The organism is Chryseobacterium subflavum (genome assembly GCF_055762745.1).
Genome location: NZ_JBVTMR010000003.1, coordinates 617841 through 638874 on the forward strand (window position 1 = coordinate 617841; position 21034 = coordinate 638874).

The window sequence follows — 21034 nt, forward strand, 5'->3', positions numbered from 1 at the left end:
AAACAGAAAGATGAACTATTACAATTTAAAAGATAAAAAGGAAAAGGTAAGTTTTAAAACCGCTTCAATTAAAGGGCAGGGAAAAGAAAAAGGGCTGTTTTTTCCGGAAAACATTCCGTTGTTCGATACCTATTTTATTCAGAATCTGAACCGGTTTTCAGATGAAGAGATTGCTTTTCAATGCATGAAAGACTTTGTAGATGAGGAAATTCCGGAAAATGAATTGCGACAAATTATTTCGGAAACAATTTCTTTTGACATTCCTTTAAAAAAAATTACGGATAGCATATCCGTACTCGAATTATTCCACGGTCCTACCCTCGCCTTCAAAGATGTAGGAGCAAGGTTTATGAGCCGCTGCTTATCTTACTTCTTAAAAGGAGGACAGAAAAAAGTAACAGTCCTGGTTGCTACATCCGGGGATACCGGAGGGGCTGTTGCCCATGGTTTTTATAATGTGGATGGAATCGATGTGGTTATTTTGTATCCGAAAGAAAGAGTAAGTCCTGTTCAGGAAAAACAATTGACAGCCTTAGGAGGAAACATTACTGCTTTAGAAGTAAATGGAAATTTCGATGACTGCCAGAGCCTTGTAAAACAGGCATTTTCAGATCCGGAAATCAATAATAAATTATTCCTTACTTCAGCCAATTCCATTAATATTGCTAGATGGTTACCTCAACAGATCTATTATCTGCTGGCTTTAAAACAGTGGCAAAAAACTGAAAGAGAAAATCCTGTCATTTGTGTTCCTAGCGGAAATTTCGGAAACATCTGCGCCGGATTGATGACTTACATGAGAGGACTTCCTGCAGACCATTTTATCGCTGCATGTAACGCCAATGATGTAGTGCCCCATTATTTAAAAACACAAATCTTTGAACCTAAAGAAACAGTAGCAACCCTTTCCAATGCAATGGATGTCGGAAATCCCAGTAATTTCATCCGTATTCTTGAAATGTTCCAGCACCAATTTGAAGATCTCAATCATGTTATTTCCGGATATTCCGTAAATGACGAAGAAACTTTAGCAACCATCAGGGAAGTCTGGAAACATCATGCATATCTTCTCGAGCCCCATGGAGCAGTTGCCTATACTTCTTTAGAAAACTATCTGAAGCAAAATCCTGAAAAGAAAGGTTTTATCCTGGAGACAGCTCACCCTGTAAAATTCCCCGATGCTGTGGAAAAAGCCATTGCACAAAAAATTGATATTCCGGAATCATTGGCGGACTTAATGAAAAAGGATAAAAAAACCGTTGAAATTAATTCAGATTTTCAAGAATTAAAACGATTTTTGCTGAACAAAAACTGAATTTTATGAGCAAGATCTTTTTGGAAGATGTGAAAATATATGCGTACCATGGTGTTTTACCTGAAGAAAACATCATCGGTACGTACTACATTTTAAATCTAGAGATCCATACCGATCTCTGGAAAGCTGCAGAATCAGATGATCTGAATGATACCATCAGCTATGCGGATATCAATGATATTATCCTTGAGGAAATGAAAGTTAAATCAAAACTTCTGGAACATGTGGCCGGAAGAATTATTTCAAAAATTAATCAAAACTTTCCTGAGGTTTCTTATATCAAGCTTAAAATCACCAAAACAGCTCCTCCTATGCAGGGAGAAATGAAAGGTGCAAGTATTGAACTGGAAAAAAGTTTTAATCCAAATAATTAAAATCATTAATTTCACTCTCTAAAATTTAAAGAATTGAAATCCATTAAAATTATATTATTACTGCTTTGTATCAATATTTTTGGCCAGGCTAAAGTTGACAACCAACTGGCTGATTATAATTTTCCAAAGATAAAATCCAGCATTACCATGCCGGTTACCATTCCGCTTGCTGAAATTGGTAATATCATCAATTCTTCAGTAAAAGAATTGATTTATCAGGATGATTCCTACACGGATAACAACAATGACCAGTTTAAGGTAAAAGTATGGAAAACCCGGCCTATACGACTTGTAGGGGGAACGAATCAAAACCTTTTAATTGAAGTTCCTCTGAAAATATGGGCAGAGAAAGGGATTGGTACCCTGGGACTTTATACTTACCAGAATACTACATTTGAAACGGTAATGTATTTCAACACCTCCCTTAATTTCAAAAATAACTGGACTATTGTTACCAATACGCAGCCTATGGGATTCAAATGGGTTACCAAACCGGTTCTTAATTATGGAAAAGTACAGATCCCGATTACCGCACTTGTTGAAAAAAGCCTGAAAGAGCAACAACTGAAATTTTGCAAAACAATAGATCAGCAAATGGGTACCCAGCTTAATTTCCAGCAATATGCAGTGATGGCCTGGAATGTTTTCGCGCAGCCTTTTAACATTTCGGAGGAATACAACACATGGCTGAAAGTAACCCCTGTAAATGTAAATATTACTCCATTGAAATTCTATGGAAATCAGATTGATGCCAATATCGGAATTGACATTTACTCCGAAACCTTTACCGGAAGTAAACCGGCATCTTCAGCTCCTATTAAAACGGCAGCTAACTTCAATTTCACCCCTGTACTTGGAGACCAGTTTTCGCTTCAGACAACAGCCAATGTTCCTTTTACCGAAGCGTCTAATATTGCCAGAAAAATGTTCCTAGGAAAAGAATATGATGTTCGCGATTCTAAAGTAAAAATTACCGATATCAGGGTATACGGCATTGAGAACAGAATTATGATCGAAGCTCAGACCGAAGGGTATATAAAAGGAACTGCATTTATTTCGGGCATTCCTGTTTATGATGATGCCAGGAAAAAAATTGTACTGTCCGATACTAAGTTTAAGCTGAAGACAATGAATATCCTCCAAAAAACAGCAAGCCTTCTATTTCAGGGAAAAATCGTAAGAATGATAGAAGAAGAATATGGTATCCCAACACAGGAACTGGTGGATACTTCAAAGAAAAGTATTGAAGAAGCTTTTAATAAAGAATATTATAAAGGGCTAAAGATGAATGGAAGGGTTTTTAATCTGAAGCCAGGCCAGATCCTTCTCGGTACATCAGGAATTACTGCAGTCATTGATACTAACGCTTCTTTAAAACTAATTATCAATGGCATTTAAATAAAAAAACAACACCAAAAACTAAACTATTACCATGAGAAAATACTTACAGATTGTTGACAGACACAGAGCGTCGCAAGGCCTCAGACTTGCGAATTATATTATTGACCTTATTTTCAGTTATATTCTGATCCTTATATTATTAGGTGTATTGGGAATTGCCTATGCATTTATTACAGGAAATACCGTAGAAGAAATAGGTTATAGAATGGAAAATATGAATCCTTTACTGGACCGGCTGATCACCTTATCCGCTTACCTTCTGATGATGTTCTTCACAGAGCTGATCACCCAGGGAAGAAGCTTAGGGAAACTGATCACCGGAACAAAGGTGGTCATGATAGACGGAACCTCTCCCGGTGCAGGTAATTATCTCCTTAGAAATATCATCCGAGGAATCCCTTTCGTAGATCAGTTATCTTTTTTAGCAGATAAAAGTGGATTCCATGATAAATGGAGTGAAACCTGCGTTGTTGTAAAGAAAAATTATGAAGCTGAGTTACAGTTAAAAAGCGATATAAACACGTTGGGAACTAAAGAAAATATCTAAAAAACTTTGATTAAGTCAGAAAAATTTTTATATTTGCACACCTCAAAAATGGTACTTTGGCCGAGCGGCTAGGCAGTGGTCTGCAACACCATCTACAGCGGTTCGAATCCGCTAGGTACCTCAAAGCTTTCCTTTATTTTATTGGAAAGCTTTTTTTATATATCTATGATATTAAATTTCAAATATAATTCACCTTCTTATGATCTCAGTCATAAAAAAAATCAAAAACTACTAGTAAGTTTGTTGTACAATCCTTTAATAATCATCACTTAGTGTCTTTAACTAAAATGGATAATTATTACTTCCTCTTTATGGGGAAGTTTTTATGTGAAACACTTTTTTAGATCTTATAATATTACAGCCCCTGGAGTCTTCCAATTTTTGGAAGGCTCCTTTTTTTGTAGAAAACTAATAATGAACATTTATGATTTAAGTCATAAATAAGCTTGAAGGTTCAGAATATATTTGATTAGAGTTCATCACGATCTCGCAGCCCTATTTTAAACAAATACGTATATTTATTTTTACGTCCTAAACGTCTTTTAAAATTAAAAGACATCTTTGAATAAAAAATCCCCAACCGAAGTTGAGGATAAAAACTAATAACCATGAAAACTCAATTTAAACATGAGTTACATTTTACATTGAAATATCGTGCCAAGAATTTCATTTATTTTATTTTAACTTAATTTTAAGATTTCGCATTAAATAAATATTATTTCTTAACATTAAAAGACCCCTCAAATTGAGGGGGCAAACTTTTACCTTTGTTCAAGGTTACAACATATATGGAACAGTAAAGATACCTGAACCGGAAAATACACATTATGATCAGAATCATAATTACTAATATTACTTAGTTTCAATACATTCCGCTATAGTATTCCTCTTTTGCCAGGAGGTTTTAATTTTAATGGAGAATTTACCTTTAAATATATTTGTAAGCTTGGAGTTATATGATGGTACAGTATCATAAAACAAGACCTCCCGTCATTAATACAAGAGGTCTCAAAAACAATAAAAACTTTTATATCATATCATCATATTACCTGTGTATACAATCATCCAATTCTTAATAAGATCGTTTGACTTTTTGTTTAAGTTTGTCTCATCTTGGCTAAATGCTTATCTAACAAAATTGAAAACTAACGCTCAGAAAAATCAAAAACTCATTTAATAAGAAATAAACAACTGAATACCACACCATTAAAGGTAAGATTTTATTTTTAAATATTTCAACATTTATTGAAATATTTTTCTTTGCTTTGTGACAGTGACTTGAGAAAAAAAATAAGCTCCCATATTTGGGAGCTTATTTTTTACTAATTATTTAATGTATTATTCCTTGATAAATTTCTTTTGGGCTGTACCCTGAGTATCATCAATATCGATAACATATACTCCGTGGATCAGGCTGCTTACATCTATTTTGTTATTTAAGATGATCCCGCTTGTCACAAGCTGACCCGCCGCATTGTATATCTTATAATTAGCTCTTTTGCTAATATTTTTCACATTCAATATTGTATGTACCGGGTTAGGATAAATCAATATTTCCGTTTGGTTGGTTGCATTAGGTACCGGATTTTTAGAGATTCTTACTGTATAATCCTCAACTTCCCCGTTGGCAAATCCTGTACAATTTACAGGGATACCATCTCTCTGCATGGCAACTCTCATTACAACATACTTATAATCTGTCGTACTTATAAACGCATCAGAAGGCACACTGAACGTTCCTGTAATAGGTGTTGTCGTATTAGGTGAAGACACAAGAATTCTCTCATTGATATCAAAGCTTCCGTTCCTGTCAAAATCAATCCATACAGCAATACCTTCATTATATGTATTTCCTGTCCAAGACTTTTCAATGGAAATCTCATTACCTGTAGATCCCTGAATCAGCTGAATAAATTTGGATGTATCAGCTGTAAAGTCTGAATACGTAGTGGCATCTGTACTGCTCTCCATAGTCGGTTTACCGCTTGGTTTTACCGTAACTTTTGAAATATATTCAGATGCTGAGCTTCCGGATTTCATCGGGCAATAGATTACTGTAGGTGTTGTGAAGTAGTAAGGAAGTGTATAAGTTCCCGGTGTACCACTACAAACATTGGCTACTTCCATTTCATATTTTGTTAACTCCAATAATCCTGTGATCACATAATTATTGTTCGTTACTGCAACTGTTGTCCAGCTTGGTATACCCACTTTTCTATATCTTAAGATATAAGTTGCACCAGGGAAAGAATCCCAAACTACAGTAGCGGTAGTAGTTGTAAGATTAGTAATTGTTAATCCTGGAGGAGGTAAATCACATGTTCTTTCAGTTGTGAATACAGCAGGAGAAGACCATCCGTTATAAGTTGTTTCATTATCACACTTATTGGCAATCTGAACCTCGTAAGTTGTATAGACATTCAACCCGCTTAATAAGTACGTATTTGTCGGCGCTAATGGTAAAATAATATCAGCGCTCCATCCTGCATTACCACTTCCTACAATTCTATATCTCATTTTATAAGATGAACTTACCGCAAGTGGCGACCATGTGATCAATGCAGATGTTGTCGTAATGTTACTTGCTGTAACATTCGGAGGTGTCGGGTCACATTTCGTTAAAAATTCATTATGAGAATATGTTCCAGGAATACTGTTACAAACTGCCGCTACTTCTACTTCATATAGTGTAGCCGGTAATAAACCTGCCAGGTTATATGTATTAGTAGTTGCAGGAGCCGCTGCCGCTGCCACACTTACCTGAGTCCATGCACTACTAGAACCTACCGGTCTGTATCTCACAATGTATGAAGCTCCACCGCTATCTTGTGGCCATGTTAATATTGCTGTATTATGTGTAATAGCACTTACAGCTACAGTTGGTGTTGCTGTGCTACAGATTAGTAATTTAATATTATCTACAGCTACAGGAGGCTGATTACCACCACTGCTGTCGTTTCTCCATTCAAATACCAGACGCATTGTTGTTCCTGCAAAGCTGCTGATGTTTAATGTACTGTTAAGATATGACTGCCATGTGGTTTGCTGGTTATAGTTATTTCCTAACTGAATTCTTCCCGCACCTGCAGTAATCTGAGCTCCCGCAACAGGCATAAAAGATGATGGAACTAACCAAACTCTTAGGTAATCATAAGAACTTTCTCCATCTGCTTTCCAGTCAAAAGATAATGTGGCAATCGAAGCTCCGGCCGGTACAAGAATATCACGGTAAGCCTGTACTACACTCGTAGAACTTGTAGAATATTCATTCGTAGTTCCGTTTGTATTGGATATATAAATGGAATTAGCAGGGTTTCCGGTTGCTGAACCATAAGCCCATTTATTGGTTTGAGTTCCGTTGATGAATCCAAAATCATTCGCTCCTGTAAAGTTTTGATTATATGGGATCGTTGCCGGAATCTGCGTAGTACTGAAACTTGGACCCCCAATCCAGAAACTGCTGTCCGTAGGGCTACATACAGACTTCACCCACCAGTAATAAGTGGTATTTGGCGTTAATGTCGTTAAGTTTACAGAAGTCGTAGCACTTGTTCCTGTTGGAGCAGTACCTGCAACAGGCGGAGTATTCGTTGTTGTAAGATAATAAGCATATCCATTGGCAGGTGCCGGCGTCGGACCTGTCCAGCTCAGTACAGCACCTGTTGCAGTTACCCCATTTACAGCCAAAGCTGAAGGTACCACACAAGTAGGAATTGCTAAATTGATATTATCTAAAGCTACAGGAGGCTGAGTACCACCACTGCTATCATTTCTCCATTCGAATACCAAACGCATTGTAGTTCCGGCAAAACTGCTCAGGTCTAAGTTGGTATTAAAATAAGTCTGCCAGGTCGTTTGTTGATTATAATTACCTCCAACCTGGATTCTTCCTCCTCCGGCAGTAATCTGAGTTCCTGCTACAGGCATAAAAGATGCCGGAACCAGCCAGACTCTTAAATAGTCATAAGAACTTTCCCCATCTGCTTTCCAGTCGAAAGACAAAGTCGTTGCAGTAGTTCCTGCCGGGATAATTATATCTCTGTAAGCCTGAACAATACTGGTTGTTCCTGTAGAATAAGTATTATCGGTTCCGTTATTTGATATATAGATGGAATTCGCAGGATTTCCTGTTGCAGAACCATATACCCATTTATTAACCTGGGTTCCATTCGTGAATCCCAGATCATTCCCAGTCGAGAAGTTTTGACTGTATGGAATAGTTGCCGGTATTTGAGTCGTGGTAAAATTATCTCCATTCGCCCAAATACTGCTGTCTGTAGGGCTACATATTGCTTTTACCCACCAATAATAAGTAGTATTAGGAGTTAAAGTTGTTAAGTTCACAGAAGTTGCAGTAGTAGTTCCTGTAGGGGTTGTTCCTGCAACAGGCGGAGTATTTGTAGTCGTAAGGTAATAAGCATATCCGTTCGCAGGTGCAGGCGTAGGTGCTGTCCACGATATCGTTGCAGAATTGGCTGTAATGGCTGAAACCGGCGATACTGTTGGAAGTAAACATGTTGGAATCGACAGATTAATATTATCGATTGCAACAGGTGGCTGGGTTCCTACACTTCCATCATTTCTCCATTCAAACACTAAACGCATAGTACTTCCTGCGAAGCTGCTGATGTTCAAACTTGTATTTAAATACGTTTGCCAGGTTGACTGCTGATTAAACTGTCCCAGCTGAATATTTCCCCCACCAGTGCCAATCTGTGCACCGGCAGTTGGAGTTAATGTAGCCGGAACCAACCAAACTCTTAAATAATCATATGTACTTTCCCCATCTGCTTTCCAATCAAATGCTAAAGTTGCAATTGTAGATCCTGCAGGAATTGTGATATCTCTATAAGCTTGTACAACGCTGGAACTTCCAGTATCATAAGCATTCGCCGTTCCTCCGTTATTTGAAATATAAATGGAATTGGCGGCATTTCCTGTTGCGGAACCATATTCCCATTTATTTGTTTGACTTCCATTAACCAATGTCAGATCATTTGCCGTCGAAAAATCCTGAATATACGGCAGCGTGGCGGGGGCTTGCGCAAGCAAGTTCACGTTGATCAAACAAAGAAGAAGTATTAAAAAAATAGAAAATCTCTTCATAAGTTATCATTATTAATATTAATCCTACAAATCTAAATCGTTTTTTTATAACATTTAGTATATAAATTAATATTTTTTATATGAATGTTATAAATAACAAATATTGAGATAGCGGAAAAAAGTACGGATTAATCACTCTTTACAGAAATGACAACCAACAAAAAAAACGGGAGTTCCCATTTAACTCTACTTTTTTACTAAAAAAATGAATTGTAAAATTCACTGTTGGAAATTATTTTTACTAAAATTAAAAAACAAACGGCCTCCTGAGAGGCCGCAAAAAACACAAATGATGAAAAAAATCTATTTCTAGAGTCGAAATAGAATATCTTAAATATAAAATTTAGCTTTCTATTGCTTTTGATCCGCTCAATTAATGCTGTATCATGTACTCATTAAGCTTATTAAACTTGTAATTATTGAATTTAAACTACAATGTACGATCAAAATTTGTATAAATATAATTTTTAAAAAACCAAAAATACTATTTATTTCTAAAATCCATTAATAAAATACTGTTAAATCCCATTTTAGGAAATGATCACAATACTTTGCCGTACTTAATTTCATCAACAATATTTCAAAAATATACTTATCCTCAAAAGTACTTATTTAATATGAATTTAATCAAAACCCATAATTAAATGAAATGTACATTATAAAAGATTCCTGGTATATCCGAGGGATCTTGATGAATAATATTTTAGAAGATTAAAACTTTTTAATGATTAAAAGCTTTGGATTATGCGGCAATTTTCATGCCTACACATAAAAAATTAACAACCTTCACAATAAATTAACTTTCTTATGATTTTATTATAAACAACCAACCCATAACTAAATGACAATAAAGCACTTACAAATAAAAACTTTTTATTTTCTGAAATTTTTAAAATATATTTTTACTTTTTCTGATTCTTTTCTGATTTTTTAACTTTTGTTAACTAAAATTTGGCTTCATAATTGAAAATACCTAGAAAGCTATCATCTTTTTGATGAGGCAACCTTGGACTAAAAAATTTGAATTATGAAGAATATAGTAATAACAGGTTTATTGTCAGTATTTTTACTGACAGCTTGTAAAAAGGATGATCAGGTGGCGGAAAAGTCACTGGAACAACAGAAAATTGAATTCCAGGCCAAACAACTTGAAATAGAAAAACAAAAGTTGGCGATTGAAAAAGAGAAAATGGCCTATGAATCTCAGAAAAAAGCAGACAGTATTGTGGAATCCAATAAAGCAAAAGCTGTAGCTGCAAGAAATTCTGAACCAAGAGTTATCACAAAAACCCGAACCATATATAGAGACAGAGAATCAGGTTCAAGCAATAGTAATAATGGAAACTACGCAAACAACGGAAGCAATGCTTCACAGGGAACAACTCAGAAAAGAGGAATGAGTAAGGCTGCTAAGGGAACCATTATTGGTACCGTAGGTGGAGCTGCTGCTGGGGCTATTATCAGTAAAAACAACAGAGGTTTAGGAGCTGTAATTGGTGGTGTTGTAGGTGGTGCAACGGGATATGCGATTGGTAGATCCGGAGACAGAAAGGACGGAAGAGTACAACCTCGTAATTAATAATTATACATAAAAAGAATAAAAGATTGCTTATTTTTAAGCAATCTTTTTTTATGATTCTAATGCTGTTTTCCTCTGTAATTATTATCTCCACCCTTCTGGGATGGGGAAAAATTATGGATATGCTTTCAGGAACTTTATTTTCAGGTATTTCAGGAAAAGCTTTTTCGGGAATATTTATCATAAGTGTTATATGGACCTTAATCGCATTTTTCATTCCGCTCAATATCAACGTAGAAATAACCACGATTGCAATAGGTTTGTTCTTTTTTTTTAAAAATAAACTCTATCTGGAATATTATGGGTTTTCAAAAAAAGACATGATTCTGCTGACTGCCATCGTGTCGATCATTCTTTTTTGTGGTTCTTATTATCCTTATATTCTGGATCACTTCGGCTATTATGTACCCTCTATAAAATGGCTCACGGAATACGGCCTTGTTAAAGGAATCTCTAATCTAGACCTTACATTAGGGCAAATGTCGGTATGGCATATATTCCAGGCAGGGTTTTCTAACTTTTCTGATCCTTTTCTACGGATCAACGTCATTATATTAATCATTTATGCATTTTATATCATTGAAAAAAAATCCTGGATTCAACTTGGTTTTCTTCCGGTTATGCTTCTCTTCTCTCAGTCCCCAAGCCCGGATCTGCCGGTTATTATTTTTTCGCTGATTATTTTAAATGAAATTTTATCAGAAAATAAAAAATCAACTCTCCTTTTCGCACTCTCTGTTTTTATTTTCACAATAAAGCCAACCATGATCTGGCTTCCCGTTCTTAGTTTGCTTTATTTAGTCTTTATTATCAAATCGTCTGTAAAGAATATTTTTTTGGGAATTGTAATACTTATTTTGTTTTTCGTAAAAAATATCTGGACATTTGGATATCCTGTTTTTCCTATTGCTTTTGTTGACCTGGGAATATCCTGGAAAACCAACCCTGAAATACTTAAAAGATCATCTCAGTTTGCCATTCAGAAAACCTATGACATGCAATACACTTTTGAAGAAATTAAAAAGTTTTCTTCAATAGATTATATTAAAAACTGGCTCTTTTTAAAAGGCATTAAAGCAAAGATCAATATTTTATTTATAGTGACTCTTCTTCTTTTGATATTGTATTCTGTTCGAAAGAAAAACAGAGTTATTAATCTTATCACCATTTCAATAATTATCAAGACAATCCTTGTTCTTTTATTCTCTGCACAGTACCGGTTCTTCATTGATGTTTTCTTTATTGTAGCCTTTATTTTATTATCTCATTATATTAACAGAAGTAAATCAATAGCCATATTTTTAATAGCGGGCGCTTGTGTTATATTCTTTTTCTTATTTCCATCATTGATTGCAACGCATATTCCAAGCTACAAAATGGCCCGTTTCATGGGTAAGTTTGAAAAAAAACAGATTTACCAACCCTCTGTATATCAATATACCCCGTTCAGGTCTTTCAGAATCGGAAATCTTATCTTTAATGTTCCTGAAAACTATCCTTATAGTTTTGGCACTCCACTTCCTTCTATGACCATTAGTTATATTATTGATAATGCTAACGCAAACATCTTTCCGCAACCCATCAATAAAAATAATATCCGGGAAGGCTTTGTATGGAAAACGATGAATATGAAGGAGAAAAAAGAAGCAATGCGGGTTATCAATATTATCATTAACCACAATAAACAGAACTAAACACAAAGGCATTATTATATTAATAAAAAGCCGTAAATTTGTGCTATGTTCAATACTTTAGGTAATCTTCTCAGTCTTACAACATTTGGAGAAAGTCACGGTGTGGCTTATGGTGGAATAATCAATAACTTTCCGGCAGGTTTAACAGTTGATCTCGATCAGGTTCAATATGAACTGGATCGTCGCAAGCCTGGCCAGTCTGCTATCGTTACTCAGCGAAAGGAAAGTGATACGGTAAAATTTCTTTCCGGAATATTTGAAGGAAAAACCACAGGTACTCCCATTGGTTTTATCATCGAAAATGAAAATCAGAAATCAAAAGATTATGATCATATTGCTAATGCATACCGTCCAAGTCATGCAGATTTTACATATGATCAGAAGTTTGGGATCAGGGATTACCGCGGAGGTGGAAAATCATCTGCCCGGGAAACAATCAACTGGGTTGTAGCCGGAGCGCTTGCAAAACAGCTCTTATCAGATATCGATATCAATGCTTATGTTTCTTCCGTAGGTGACATCTTCTGTGAGAAGCCTTATCAGGATTTGGATTTTTCCAAAACAGAAAGCAATGATGTACGTTGTCCTGATACTGAGACAGCTGAAAAAATGATTGCCCGAATTAAAGAAATTAAAAAAGAAGGAAATACCATCGGGGGAACCATCACCTGTGTTATAAAAAACGTTCCTGTAGGAATTGGAGAACCTATTTTTTCCAAATTGCAGGCTGAACTTGCAAAGGCAATGCTGAATATCAATGCCTGTAAAGGCTTTGAATATGGAAGTGGTTTTTGTGGGGCTAAGATGACCGGTAAAGAACATAATGATGCCTTTAATCCCGATTTTACTACAAAATCTAATCTTTCTGGGGGAATACAAGGTGGTATTTCCAATGGTATGGATATTTATTTCAGAGTAGCTTTCAAACCTGTAGCCACCATATTAAGACCACAGGACAGCATAGACAAAGATGGAAATCCTGTTGTTGTTGAAGGAAAAGGAAGACATGATCCATGTGTCGTTCCAAGAGCGGTTCCCGTAGTTGAAAGTTTAGCCGCATTTGTATTAGCCGACTTATTTTTGATCAACAAAACAAGAAATCTAAATAACTTTTAAACACAATAATATAAACCATGAAAGATTATTGGGATAAAGCAATCAATTTTGAAGAATATGTTCATATTGGAAGACAAAGACTTGAAACTCCTGACAACCAACATGACATCGATTATAAACAATATTATGAACTGGGGCTTCAAAGGATGGACAGAACCCTAAAAAAATATATCCTTGACGAAAACCAGGTTAACGAATTAAAATCTAAGAATTTTAACGGGAAAATTCTGATTATTTCAGAAGTATGGTGTGGTGACGCCAGCTCTACGGTACCGGCACTTGTTAAATTTTTTGAGGGTCATAATGAGGTAAGAATTTTCCTGAGAGACAGTGATAAAAGTTTAATTAATCAGTTTCTAACGAATGGAACAGAGTCTATTCCTAAAGTTATCATCCTGAATGATGATTTTACGGTAAAGAACTCATGGGGACCCCGACCTCAGTACGGCAAAGAATTGTTAATGAAATATAAGGCAGATCCGGAGGCTTATCCTAAAGATCAGTTTTATAATGATCTGCAAATTTACTACGCTAAAAACAGAGGTAAGGATGCTGTTCAGGAAATACTGGAATTATTGTAATAAATGTATGCGTCAGAAATGACAATAAAAAATAGCAGATGAAAAAAAATATACCATATCTTGTACTTATCATTATTATAGGAATTATTGCTTTTATTCCAGGAGTAAGAAATTTTGTAAAGGACCAGTTCTTTCCTGTTGCTACTATAGAAAATGCAGTAACTGTAAGTAAGGAAGATTATGATATCGATTTACAGGGGATTAACGTTCCAAGTACAAATCTGAAAAACTTTACAGATAAGCCTATCTTTCTAAATTTCTGGGGAACCTGGTGCCCGCCATGCAGAAAAGAATGGCCAACCATTCAAAAGCTGTACGACACCAGAAAAGGGAATGTAGACTTTGTACTGATTGCTATGAAAGATGAAGAATATGCAGTAAGGAAATTTCTCCAGGAAAATAATTATACGGTCCCTGTTTATATTGCCCAAAGTCCGATTTCAGAAAAGCTGTTACCAAAAGCATTCCCGACAACATTTTTGCTGGATAAATCGGGAAGGATCCTGATCAAAGAAGACGCGTACAGAGATTGGAATACAGAGTCTGTACATCAGTTTATTGACAATATTATTAAATAAATCTTTTAACGAATTTTTATAATTATTTGGTATAGAATTTGCGAATTTTGTAAAGTCAAGAATTTATTTAAACCAAACACAAAATGAAATATTCTAAATTAAACCTGGCTAAAGAAGCCATCAACCATAAGGGCTTTGTCAAAAAAATACCTGACATTTTCAGAATGGTTAAATATTGGAGAAAAGGAATTTATCCTATGAAATCCATTGATATTATTTTACCGATGTTAGGGATTTTATATATCATTTCTCCAATCGACTTAATTCCAGAAGTAGCTGTTCCTGTTTTGGGAGTCCTAGATGATCTGGCTGTTTTATACTTAGTGATCCCTAAACTAATCAAAGAAGTGGACAAGTTTTTACTTTGGGAAGCTGAACAAAAACTAAATACAGGTAATACCAAGATAATCGATGCTCAAATTATAAAATAATTGACGCAAATATATTATTTGAAGCCATTCCAAAAATTTGGGATGGCTTTTTATTTATAATTTAGGGATAAATTTTTGAGCCTTATTACAAATCCTTAAATTTGCAACATCTAATAAAAAATAATGGAAAGTAAAAAAGAGTTCTTTTTAGAGTGCTACAAGCTAGGTATCATTAAATTTGGGAGGTTCACTTTAAAAAGCGGTATTGAAAGTCCGTTCTACGTAGATCTGAGACCTTTGGCTTCTGATCCTAAAATTTTGAAAAATCTTGCAAATTATTTATTGGAAATGCTTCCTCTGGATAATTTTGACCTTATTTGTGGAGTTCCTTATGCCGCTCTTCCTATGGCTACAGCCATGTCTCTGGAAAGTTACATTCCACTTATCATTAAAAGAAAGGAGGCTAAAGATTACGGGACCAAGAAAATGATCGAAGGAATTTATCAGAAAGGACAAAACTGTTTATTGGTAGAAGATGTGATCACTTCCGGAAAATCTTTATTAGAAACCATTGCTGAAGTAGAACAGGAAGATCTAAAAGTAGCAGATATCGTTGTAGTTCTTGACAGGGAACAGGGAGGAAAGCAGCTTTTGGAAAGTAAAGGATTCAGAGTTCATACCCTATTTAATATTTCAGAAGTATGTACTATTCTTCAGGAAACAGGAGAATTATCAGATGAAGAAGTAAAAAGGATCCAGGATTTCCTTTTAGGAAACCACATCCAATTTGAAGAAAAAATCAGAGCTTCTTATGAGCAGAAATTAAAATCCGCTCAACATTCTGTTTCTAAAAAATTATTAGAACTAGCCATCAGTAAAGAATCGAACCTTATCGCTTCAGCAGATGTTACCACAACCAAAGAGTTACTGGAATTTGCTGAAAAAGTAGGACCTCATATTATTGCTCTCAAAACACATATCGACATCATCTCAGATTTCGAATTTGAAAAAACAATTACTCCGTTAAAAGAATTAGCCGAAAAGCATAAATTCTTACTCATGGAAGATAGAAAATTTGCCGATATTGGAAACACACAGGAATTACAATTCACGAGTGGAGTTTTTAAAATTACCGACTGGGCAGATTTTGTAACGTCACAGGTTATCGGTGGTTTTGAATCTCTTGACTGCTTTAAGAATGTAGGTGTTGTCGCAATTATAGGAATGTCTTCAAAAGGAACGTTAACAACAAATAGCTACCGTGAAGAAGCTCTTAAAGTATCTCTGTCCCATCCTAATGTAATCGGAGGAGTTTCTCAAAACCCAATTCCTGAAGAATTATTGTTATTCACTCCGGGAGTAAACCTTTCAGATTCGGGAGATGGAAAAGGACAGCAGTACAATACTCCTGAACATGTTTTTAAAAGCCTGAATACTGATTTTATAATCGTAGGAAGAGGAATTTATAAATCTGAAAATCCTGAAGCTGCCGCATTAACTTATAAAAACGAAGGCTGGAAAGCTTATATAAGTTCTTTAAAAAAAGGTTAATTCGAGAATAAAAATTTATAAGTCTATACAAAATGAGTTATATTTGATGCTTTATCACCACATTGAGAAAGATCAGTATTTGTCTTATTTTGTTTTTGGGAATTGTGCAGGTTTCTGCGCAAAAAGACAGCATTTCTATTGAAGCGAAATTATCTTCAGATAAAAAAACGCTGGATATAAATCAGGAAATTGTTTATTACAATAATTCTGAAAAAGATTTAAGTACCGTTAAACTTTTAAACTGGGTTTCTGCTTATCAAAAAAGAGGAACTTCACTTGTTTACAGAAAACTGGAAGACCGTAATACTGATCTTCATTTCGCAAAGCCTGAACAACTGGGGAAACTTTTACAATTTAGCATAAAAGGACCCGATGATGAGGCTATTCCTGTAAATAATTTAAGTGCGGAAAATCTTTTTATTCCTTTAAATGCACCTCTTCAACCGGGAAAAAGCATAAGACTAAAACTGCAGTATCAGATACAGCTTCCGGATAAAAAATTTACTGGATACGGTACAGCTGATCGAAATATAGCTTTAAAATATTTCTTTATTGTTCCGGATCATTTTGATCCGGACAATATTTTAGGAAGATATTACCATGATATCGAAGAGTCCGTAAGTTTCAATACCTACTGGACCGTCCAATTTGACCTTCCTACCCAATCTTTTATTGAAAGTAATCTTCACCAGGATCAATCCAATTTATTCAAAGGTTATCTGGATTCAGATCCCGAGTTTATCATTTCCCAGGACGAATACCCTTTCATTAATGTAAATACAGGAGATATAAGCACAGAAGTACGGTTTGGATATCCTCTAACACCCCAGGAAAAGGAAAATTTAGAATTCTATCTTCCGCTGCATTTAAAATTTATAAAGGAACAGATCGGTTATCTTCCATCAAGACTTTTTATTTCTGAAAAGTTCAGAGCGAATGAAGATTTTTTTGGTAATAATGATATTAGTTTCTGGAAATTCCGGTTTCAATTATTTACAGATGCAGAAAAGGCAGATCTCGATTATCTGGGAATTATCACCAAAAAAGTCCTTGACGAAAGTATTATTACAGATAAACAGGATAATCACTGGTTTAAGAATGGATTGAAATCCTATATAGAAATTCAATACATCAAAAAATTCTATGGCGAAACAAAGCTGCTGGGAAAGCTACCTGAATCAAAAATATTTGGAATCAGACCATTAAAATTATTTCATGCCTCTAATTTGAAATTAATTGATCGCTACGGCCTTACCTACCAATATATTATGTCTCAGAATCTGGATCAGAAAATCGGAGAAAAGTTTACTGTACTGAGCAATTTCAATGTAATGGCTATAAGTAGCTTTGAAACAGGAAGCTTATTCAACTATTCTGCTGATAAAATGGGATATGAAAACTTCAATACCCTGTTGCAGAACTACATAGCTAAAAATACAGACAAGCAAATTGATCCTAAAGATTTCCTCAGAGAACTTGCAGAAAAAGATAACAGGACCGCTTACTTAACCGACTTTTTAAAACAAAAAAACAGAGTTAACTTTAAGCTTCAGAAATTGAAGAAACAAGACGATTCACTGCATATTAAAATCAATAAAAATACCTCTGCTCCTATTCCTGTTAAATTAGAAACAAAAACGAGAGAGGATGAAAAAAAAGAATACTGGGTAGAGACCGACGGTGAGGAAATGACAAAAACGGTTTCCATTCCCGCATTAGATATATACAAGATCACTTTAAATAATGATTATATCTTTCCGGAGTCGAATTACAGAGACAACTTCCTTTACTCCAAAGGCTTATTCTCAAATGCAAAAAAAATAAAACTTAAACTTATAAAGGATATTCCTAATCCTGAGTTTAATGAAATCTACATCAGTCCAAGAATACGTTTCAATAATACTTATGATAAATTTCTTTTAGGATTTAATTTCAAAAACCAATCTTTTTTTGATCAGAAATTCCTTTATTCTATTACGCCTACGTACAGTACAGGAACCGGAAAATTAACGGGTTCAGGTGCCGTTTCATATTCTTTTCTTCCTGCAGAAAGTATTATCCGCAGTTTAACCTTCGGAGTATCCGGAGCATATTACCATTATGATTATAATCTTGCTTACAGGAAAGGCTCTGTTTTTTCCAATATCAGTTTTAGAAAGAATCCGAGAAGTACGGTAAGCAGAGGAATAAGCATGTCATATAATTATTTCGAGAGAGACCTGAGCCCTCTTATGATAGCTAATAATGACTATGACAAGTATAATCTGTGGAGTATCGGATATGGATATACGGATAACCAGATGATCCATGAAAAAAGTCTCAGCATCAGCACCCAGGGAATGGAAGACTTTAATAAAATAACTGCCGAAGGCTTTTACAGATGGGAATTTGCACCTAAACAAAAGCTCAGCCTAAGATTATTTGCAGGATATTTCGTGAGAAATGACACGAGAAATAATACTTTTAATTATGGGATTTCCAGGGTTTCCAATTACTCTTTTTCATATAATCTTTTAGGGGAAAGTGCCAACAGTGGTTTTCTTTCACAGCAGTTTATTCTTGCTGACGGAGGATTTAAATCTTTTATTCCCGGAAGTGTAAATCAATGGATTACTTCTTTAAATGTTGATACCAGCGTATGGAAGATATTCCATTTGTATGCTGATGCAGGAATTTATAAGAACAGGAACAACCCTACCCAATTTATCTGGGATAGCGGAATTAAATTAAAAATAGTTCCTGATTTTCTAGAAATTTATTTCCCAATCCAATCCTCGCTGGGATTTGAACCCGCATTTAAAGATTACGGAAGGCGAATCAGATATACTTTAGTTCTCAATCTCGGATCCATTATCAATGCCGCAAGAAGAGGATGGTATTAAATAAAAAATCTAAAATTTTATAAAAACAAAACGGCCGCTTTAAAAGCGGCCGTGTTTATATCTGAAAAGTAGAATTAATCTTTTAAAATTTTCTGCGAAACAGGCTCATTGTTCACAATTCCCGTTACGATATAATTTCCTTTTTGTAATTCTGAAACATGTAAAACCTCATTTTCTTTTACAGAAGCTGTTTTTACAACCTGTCCGTACATATTATAAATTTTCACATCACGAGACTGAGCTCCAAACGTTATACCATCATTCTGAATAAAAGTATTTTTAACAAGCCTGTGTTTAGATACAGAAACCTCGCCGGTTGCCAATGTTCCGGTTGTCAATGAAAAGTCATCAAAGCTAACGGTTGAATTGCTGTATGCACGAAGATGTAGCTGTAATCTATTAACATTGGCCGGTGCCGTAAATGTGATTACTTTTTGTTGCCAGGCTGCACTTTTAGGTAAATATTGATTGTTATTTCTCAATGGGTCATTAGCAGCGTCCGTTACAAGATTAACCGGATTATCACCAGCATCTAAAAAATTACTCCAGATTCTTCCTCCATTACCTGAGCCGCTTATTTTATACCAAAAGCTAAGTGTATATTGCGTTCCGGCTGTAATATTAACATTTTGAAAAAAACCAGTCGTAGCTGTTGGTACATAATTAGCTCCAAAAGAGCCGGTGTGTGCATCTGCTGTAATATTAGGTGCTGTATATACCGTATTCCAGCCAGCAGCCCAAGGTGCTAAAGTTCCTGTTTCAAAACCAGGATTTTGTACGAGATTTTGTGCATTCGCAAAAATCAATGATGTAGCAATGCTTAAAATTGTAAAGATTTTTCTCATAATTTTTCTTTTTTATGTTTGTTTTTTTAATCTCTACAACAAAATTACACCTAAATTAAAGCGACTAAATTAAGGATGGATTAAGTTTCTATTAAGAATATTAAATCAATATGCTATTATTATAAAAAAACCACCGCTTTTTAAACGGTGGTTTTTCCATTCAAAAATCAAAATTAATCTTTCAGAATTTTCTGTGATACCGGTTGATTATTGACGATACCTGTAACAATATAATTTCCTTTTTGTAGCTCAGAAATATCCAAAGTCTGATTTTTACTGACCTTAGCTGTTTTTATAACCTGTCCATACATATTAAATATCTTGATATCCTTCACTTTTGTTCCGAAAACAATACCTTCATTTTTGATGAATGTATTTTTTATAAAACTAAATTTCTCACTACCGGCATCAAGAACAGATAAAGTAGTGGATGCTGTTCCGGATATGGTTACATTATCCACCCTGGCGGCTCCGCTTGTACTGTAATTTGATGAGGGACCCACCGCCGTGTAAGTACTGCTGTTCGCAGGATCAAACACGGATACAATCCTTACCGCAAATTGTGTGTTATTATTGGCTCCAGCCGGAATAGAATTATTCATGCTGACCCAATTAGAGGATGATGTAGGTCCGATTTCAATTACATTCCCTACATCAAACCATTCCGTACCATTGGTTGTGTATTGCATTTGAAAATATTTTGAGCTCGTATTGGAGCCCGCAATATTAAGAGATACGGAGATTGCCGAATATCCTGAAGTATCTACTTCAAATTTGAAACCCGCGGTACCCGATGAAGACCCTTGTCCAGGAAACCCATTCACACTCCATGCTCTGCCCGGAGACCCTGAGGCAAATGTTGGATTATTACTTACTCCGAAAACACTTGCTGTTCCCGAACCTGTGGTGGCAGCATTTGTATTTCCATCAAAATTCCATTGAGTAATAACAGATTGTGCGGACATAACTGTTGTGGTTGCCAAAGCAACAAATAGAGAATAAATCTTTTTCATCTTTGTATTTTTTATAATTTTCTATTTTAAAAATAAGAGTATTCTCTGACGAAAAACAATAAATATGGCGATTTTTTGTTA

Annotated in this window: 15 protein-coding genes and 1 tRNA gene; 13 read left to right on the forward strand and 3 right to left on the reverse strand. The window is 35.1% G+C overall.

The window, feature by feature from the left end; genetic code table 11:
• The first annotated feature begins 10 nt into the window (after positions 1 to 10).
• From thrC to AC0INN_RS16380, 5 genes are all read left to right on the forward strand, one after another.
• A complete protein-coding gene (gene thrC / locus AC0INN_RS16360; protein WP_172280360.1) occupies positions 11 to 1315 on the forward strand; it encodes a threonine synthase in 1305 nt (434 codons plus the stop codon).
• A 5-nt stretch (positions 1316 to 1320) separates the two neighbouring features.
• Positions 1321 to 1689: a dihydroneopterin aldolase gene (gene folB, locus AC0INN_RS16365; RefSeq protein WP_172280361.1), complete on the forward strand. Its 369-nt coding sequence runs from the start codon at positions 1321 to 1323 to the stop codon at positions 1687 to 1689.
• Between the two features lie 33 nt (positions 1690 to 1722).
• Positions 1723 to 3087: a DUF4403 family protein gene (locus AC0INN_RS16370; protein WP_273649348.1), complete on the forward strand. Its 1365-nt coding sequence runs from the start codon at positions 1723 to 1725 to the stop codon at positions 3085 to 3087.
• A gap of 34 nt (positions 3088 to 3121) precedes the next feature.
• Positions 3122 to 3637, forward strand: a complete 516-nt coding sequence (locus AC0INN_RS16375) for an RDD family protein (RefSeq protein WP_273649350.1) — start codon at positions 3122 to 3124, stop codon at positions 3635 to 3637.
• A 50-nt stretch (positions 3638 to 3687) separates the two neighbouring features.
• Positions 3688 to 3758: transfer RNA gene (locus tag AC0INN_RS16380), tRNA-Cys, on the forward strand.
• A gap of 1217 nt (positions 3759 to 4975) precedes the next feature.
• Here AC0INN_RS16380 and AC0INN_RS16385 read toward each other — a convergent pair.
• Complete coding sequence (locus tag AC0INN_RS16385; RefSeq protein WP_273649352.1) at positions 4976 to 8743, reverse strand: fibronectin type III domain-containing protein; 3768 nt, start codon at positions 8741 to 8743, stop codon at positions 4976 to 4978.
• Between the two features lie 1027 nt (positions 8744 to 9770).
• Here AC0INN_RS16385 and AC0INN_RS16390 point away from each other — a divergent pair.
• From AC0INN_RS16390 to AC0INN_RS16425, 8 genes are all read left to right on the forward strand, one after another.
• Entirely contained in the window at positions 9771 to 10322 is a 552-nt protein-coding gene (locus tag AC0INN_RS16390; RefSeq protein ID WP_172280380.1) for a YMGG-like glycine zipper-containing protein, read from the forward strand.
• A 53-nt stretch (positions 10323 to 10375) separates the two neighbouring features.
• Complete coding sequence (locus tag AC0INN_RS16395; protein ID WP_306614104.1) at positions 10376 to 12016, forward strand: LIC_10190 family membrane protein; 1641 nt, start codon at positions 10376 to 10378, stop codon at positions 12014 to 12016.
• Positions 12017 to 12061: 45 nt separating this feature from the next.
• Entirely contained in the window at positions 12062 to 13132 is a 1071-nt protein-coding gene (aroC, locus tag AC0INN_RS16400; RefSeq protein WP_273649356.1) for a chorismate synthase, read from the forward strand.
• Between the two features lie 17 nt (positions 13133 to 13149).
• Positions 13150 to 13713: a thioredoxin family protein gene (locus AC0INN_RS16405; protein ID WP_273649358.1), complete on the forward strand. Its 564-nt coding sequence runs from the start codon at positions 13150 to 13152 to the stop codon at positions 13711 to 13713.
• 38 nt (positions 13714 to 13751) lie between these two features.
• Positions 13752 to 14291 carry a TlpA family protein disulfide reductase gene (locus AC0INN_RS16410; RefSeq protein WP_172280387.1) on the forward strand — a complete coding sequence of 180 codons (540 nt, stop codon included), beginning with the start codon at positions 13752 to 13754 and terminating at the stop codon, positions 14289 to 14291.
• Positions 14292 to 14374: 83 nt separating this feature from the next.
• Complete coding sequence (locus tag AC0INN_RS16415) at positions 14375 to 14722, forward strand: YkvA family protein (protein WP_172280389.1); 348 nt, start codon at positions 14375 to 14377, stop codon at positions 14720 to 14722.
• A 123-nt stretch (positions 14723 to 14845) separates the two neighbouring features.
• Positions 14846 to 16213 carry an orotidine-5'-phosphate decarboxylase gene (gene pyrF, locus AC0INN_RS16420; RefSeq protein WP_273649362.1) on the forward strand — a complete coding sequence of 456 codons (1368 nt, stop codon included), beginning with the start codon at positions 14846 to 14848 and terminating at the stop codon, positions 16211 to 16213.
• Positions 16214 to 16275: 62 nt separating this feature from the next.
• Positions 16276 to 19095, forward strand: coding sequence for an aminopeptidase (locus tag AC0INN_RS16425; RefSeq protein ID WP_306614107.1), 2820 nt, complete (start codon positions 16276 to 16278; stop codon positions 19093 to 19095).
• Positions 19096 to 19169: 74 nt separating this feature from the next.
• On the opposite strand, the gene AC0INN_RS16430 is transcribed toward AC0INN_RS16425, so the two are convergent.
• Together AC0INN_RS16430 and AC0INN_RS16435 are read right to left on the reverse strand one after the other, a co-directional pair.
• The gene (locus AC0INN_RS16430) at positions 19170 to 19940 is read right to left on the reverse strand and encodes a carbohydrate binding domain-containing protein (protein WP_273649366.1); all 771 of its coding nucleotides are present in this window, start codon (positions 19938 to 19940) and stop codon (positions 19170 to 19172) included.
• 173 nt (positions 19941 to 20113) lie between these two features.
• Positions 20114 to 20953 carry a T9SS type A sorting domain-containing protein gene (locus tag AC0INN_RS16435; protein ID WP_306614109.1) on the reverse strand — a complete coding sequence of 280 codons (840 nt, stop codon included), beginning with the start codon at positions 20951 to 20953 and terminating at the stop codon, positions 20114 to 20116.
• Positions 20954 to 21034: the final 81 nt, after the last annotated feature.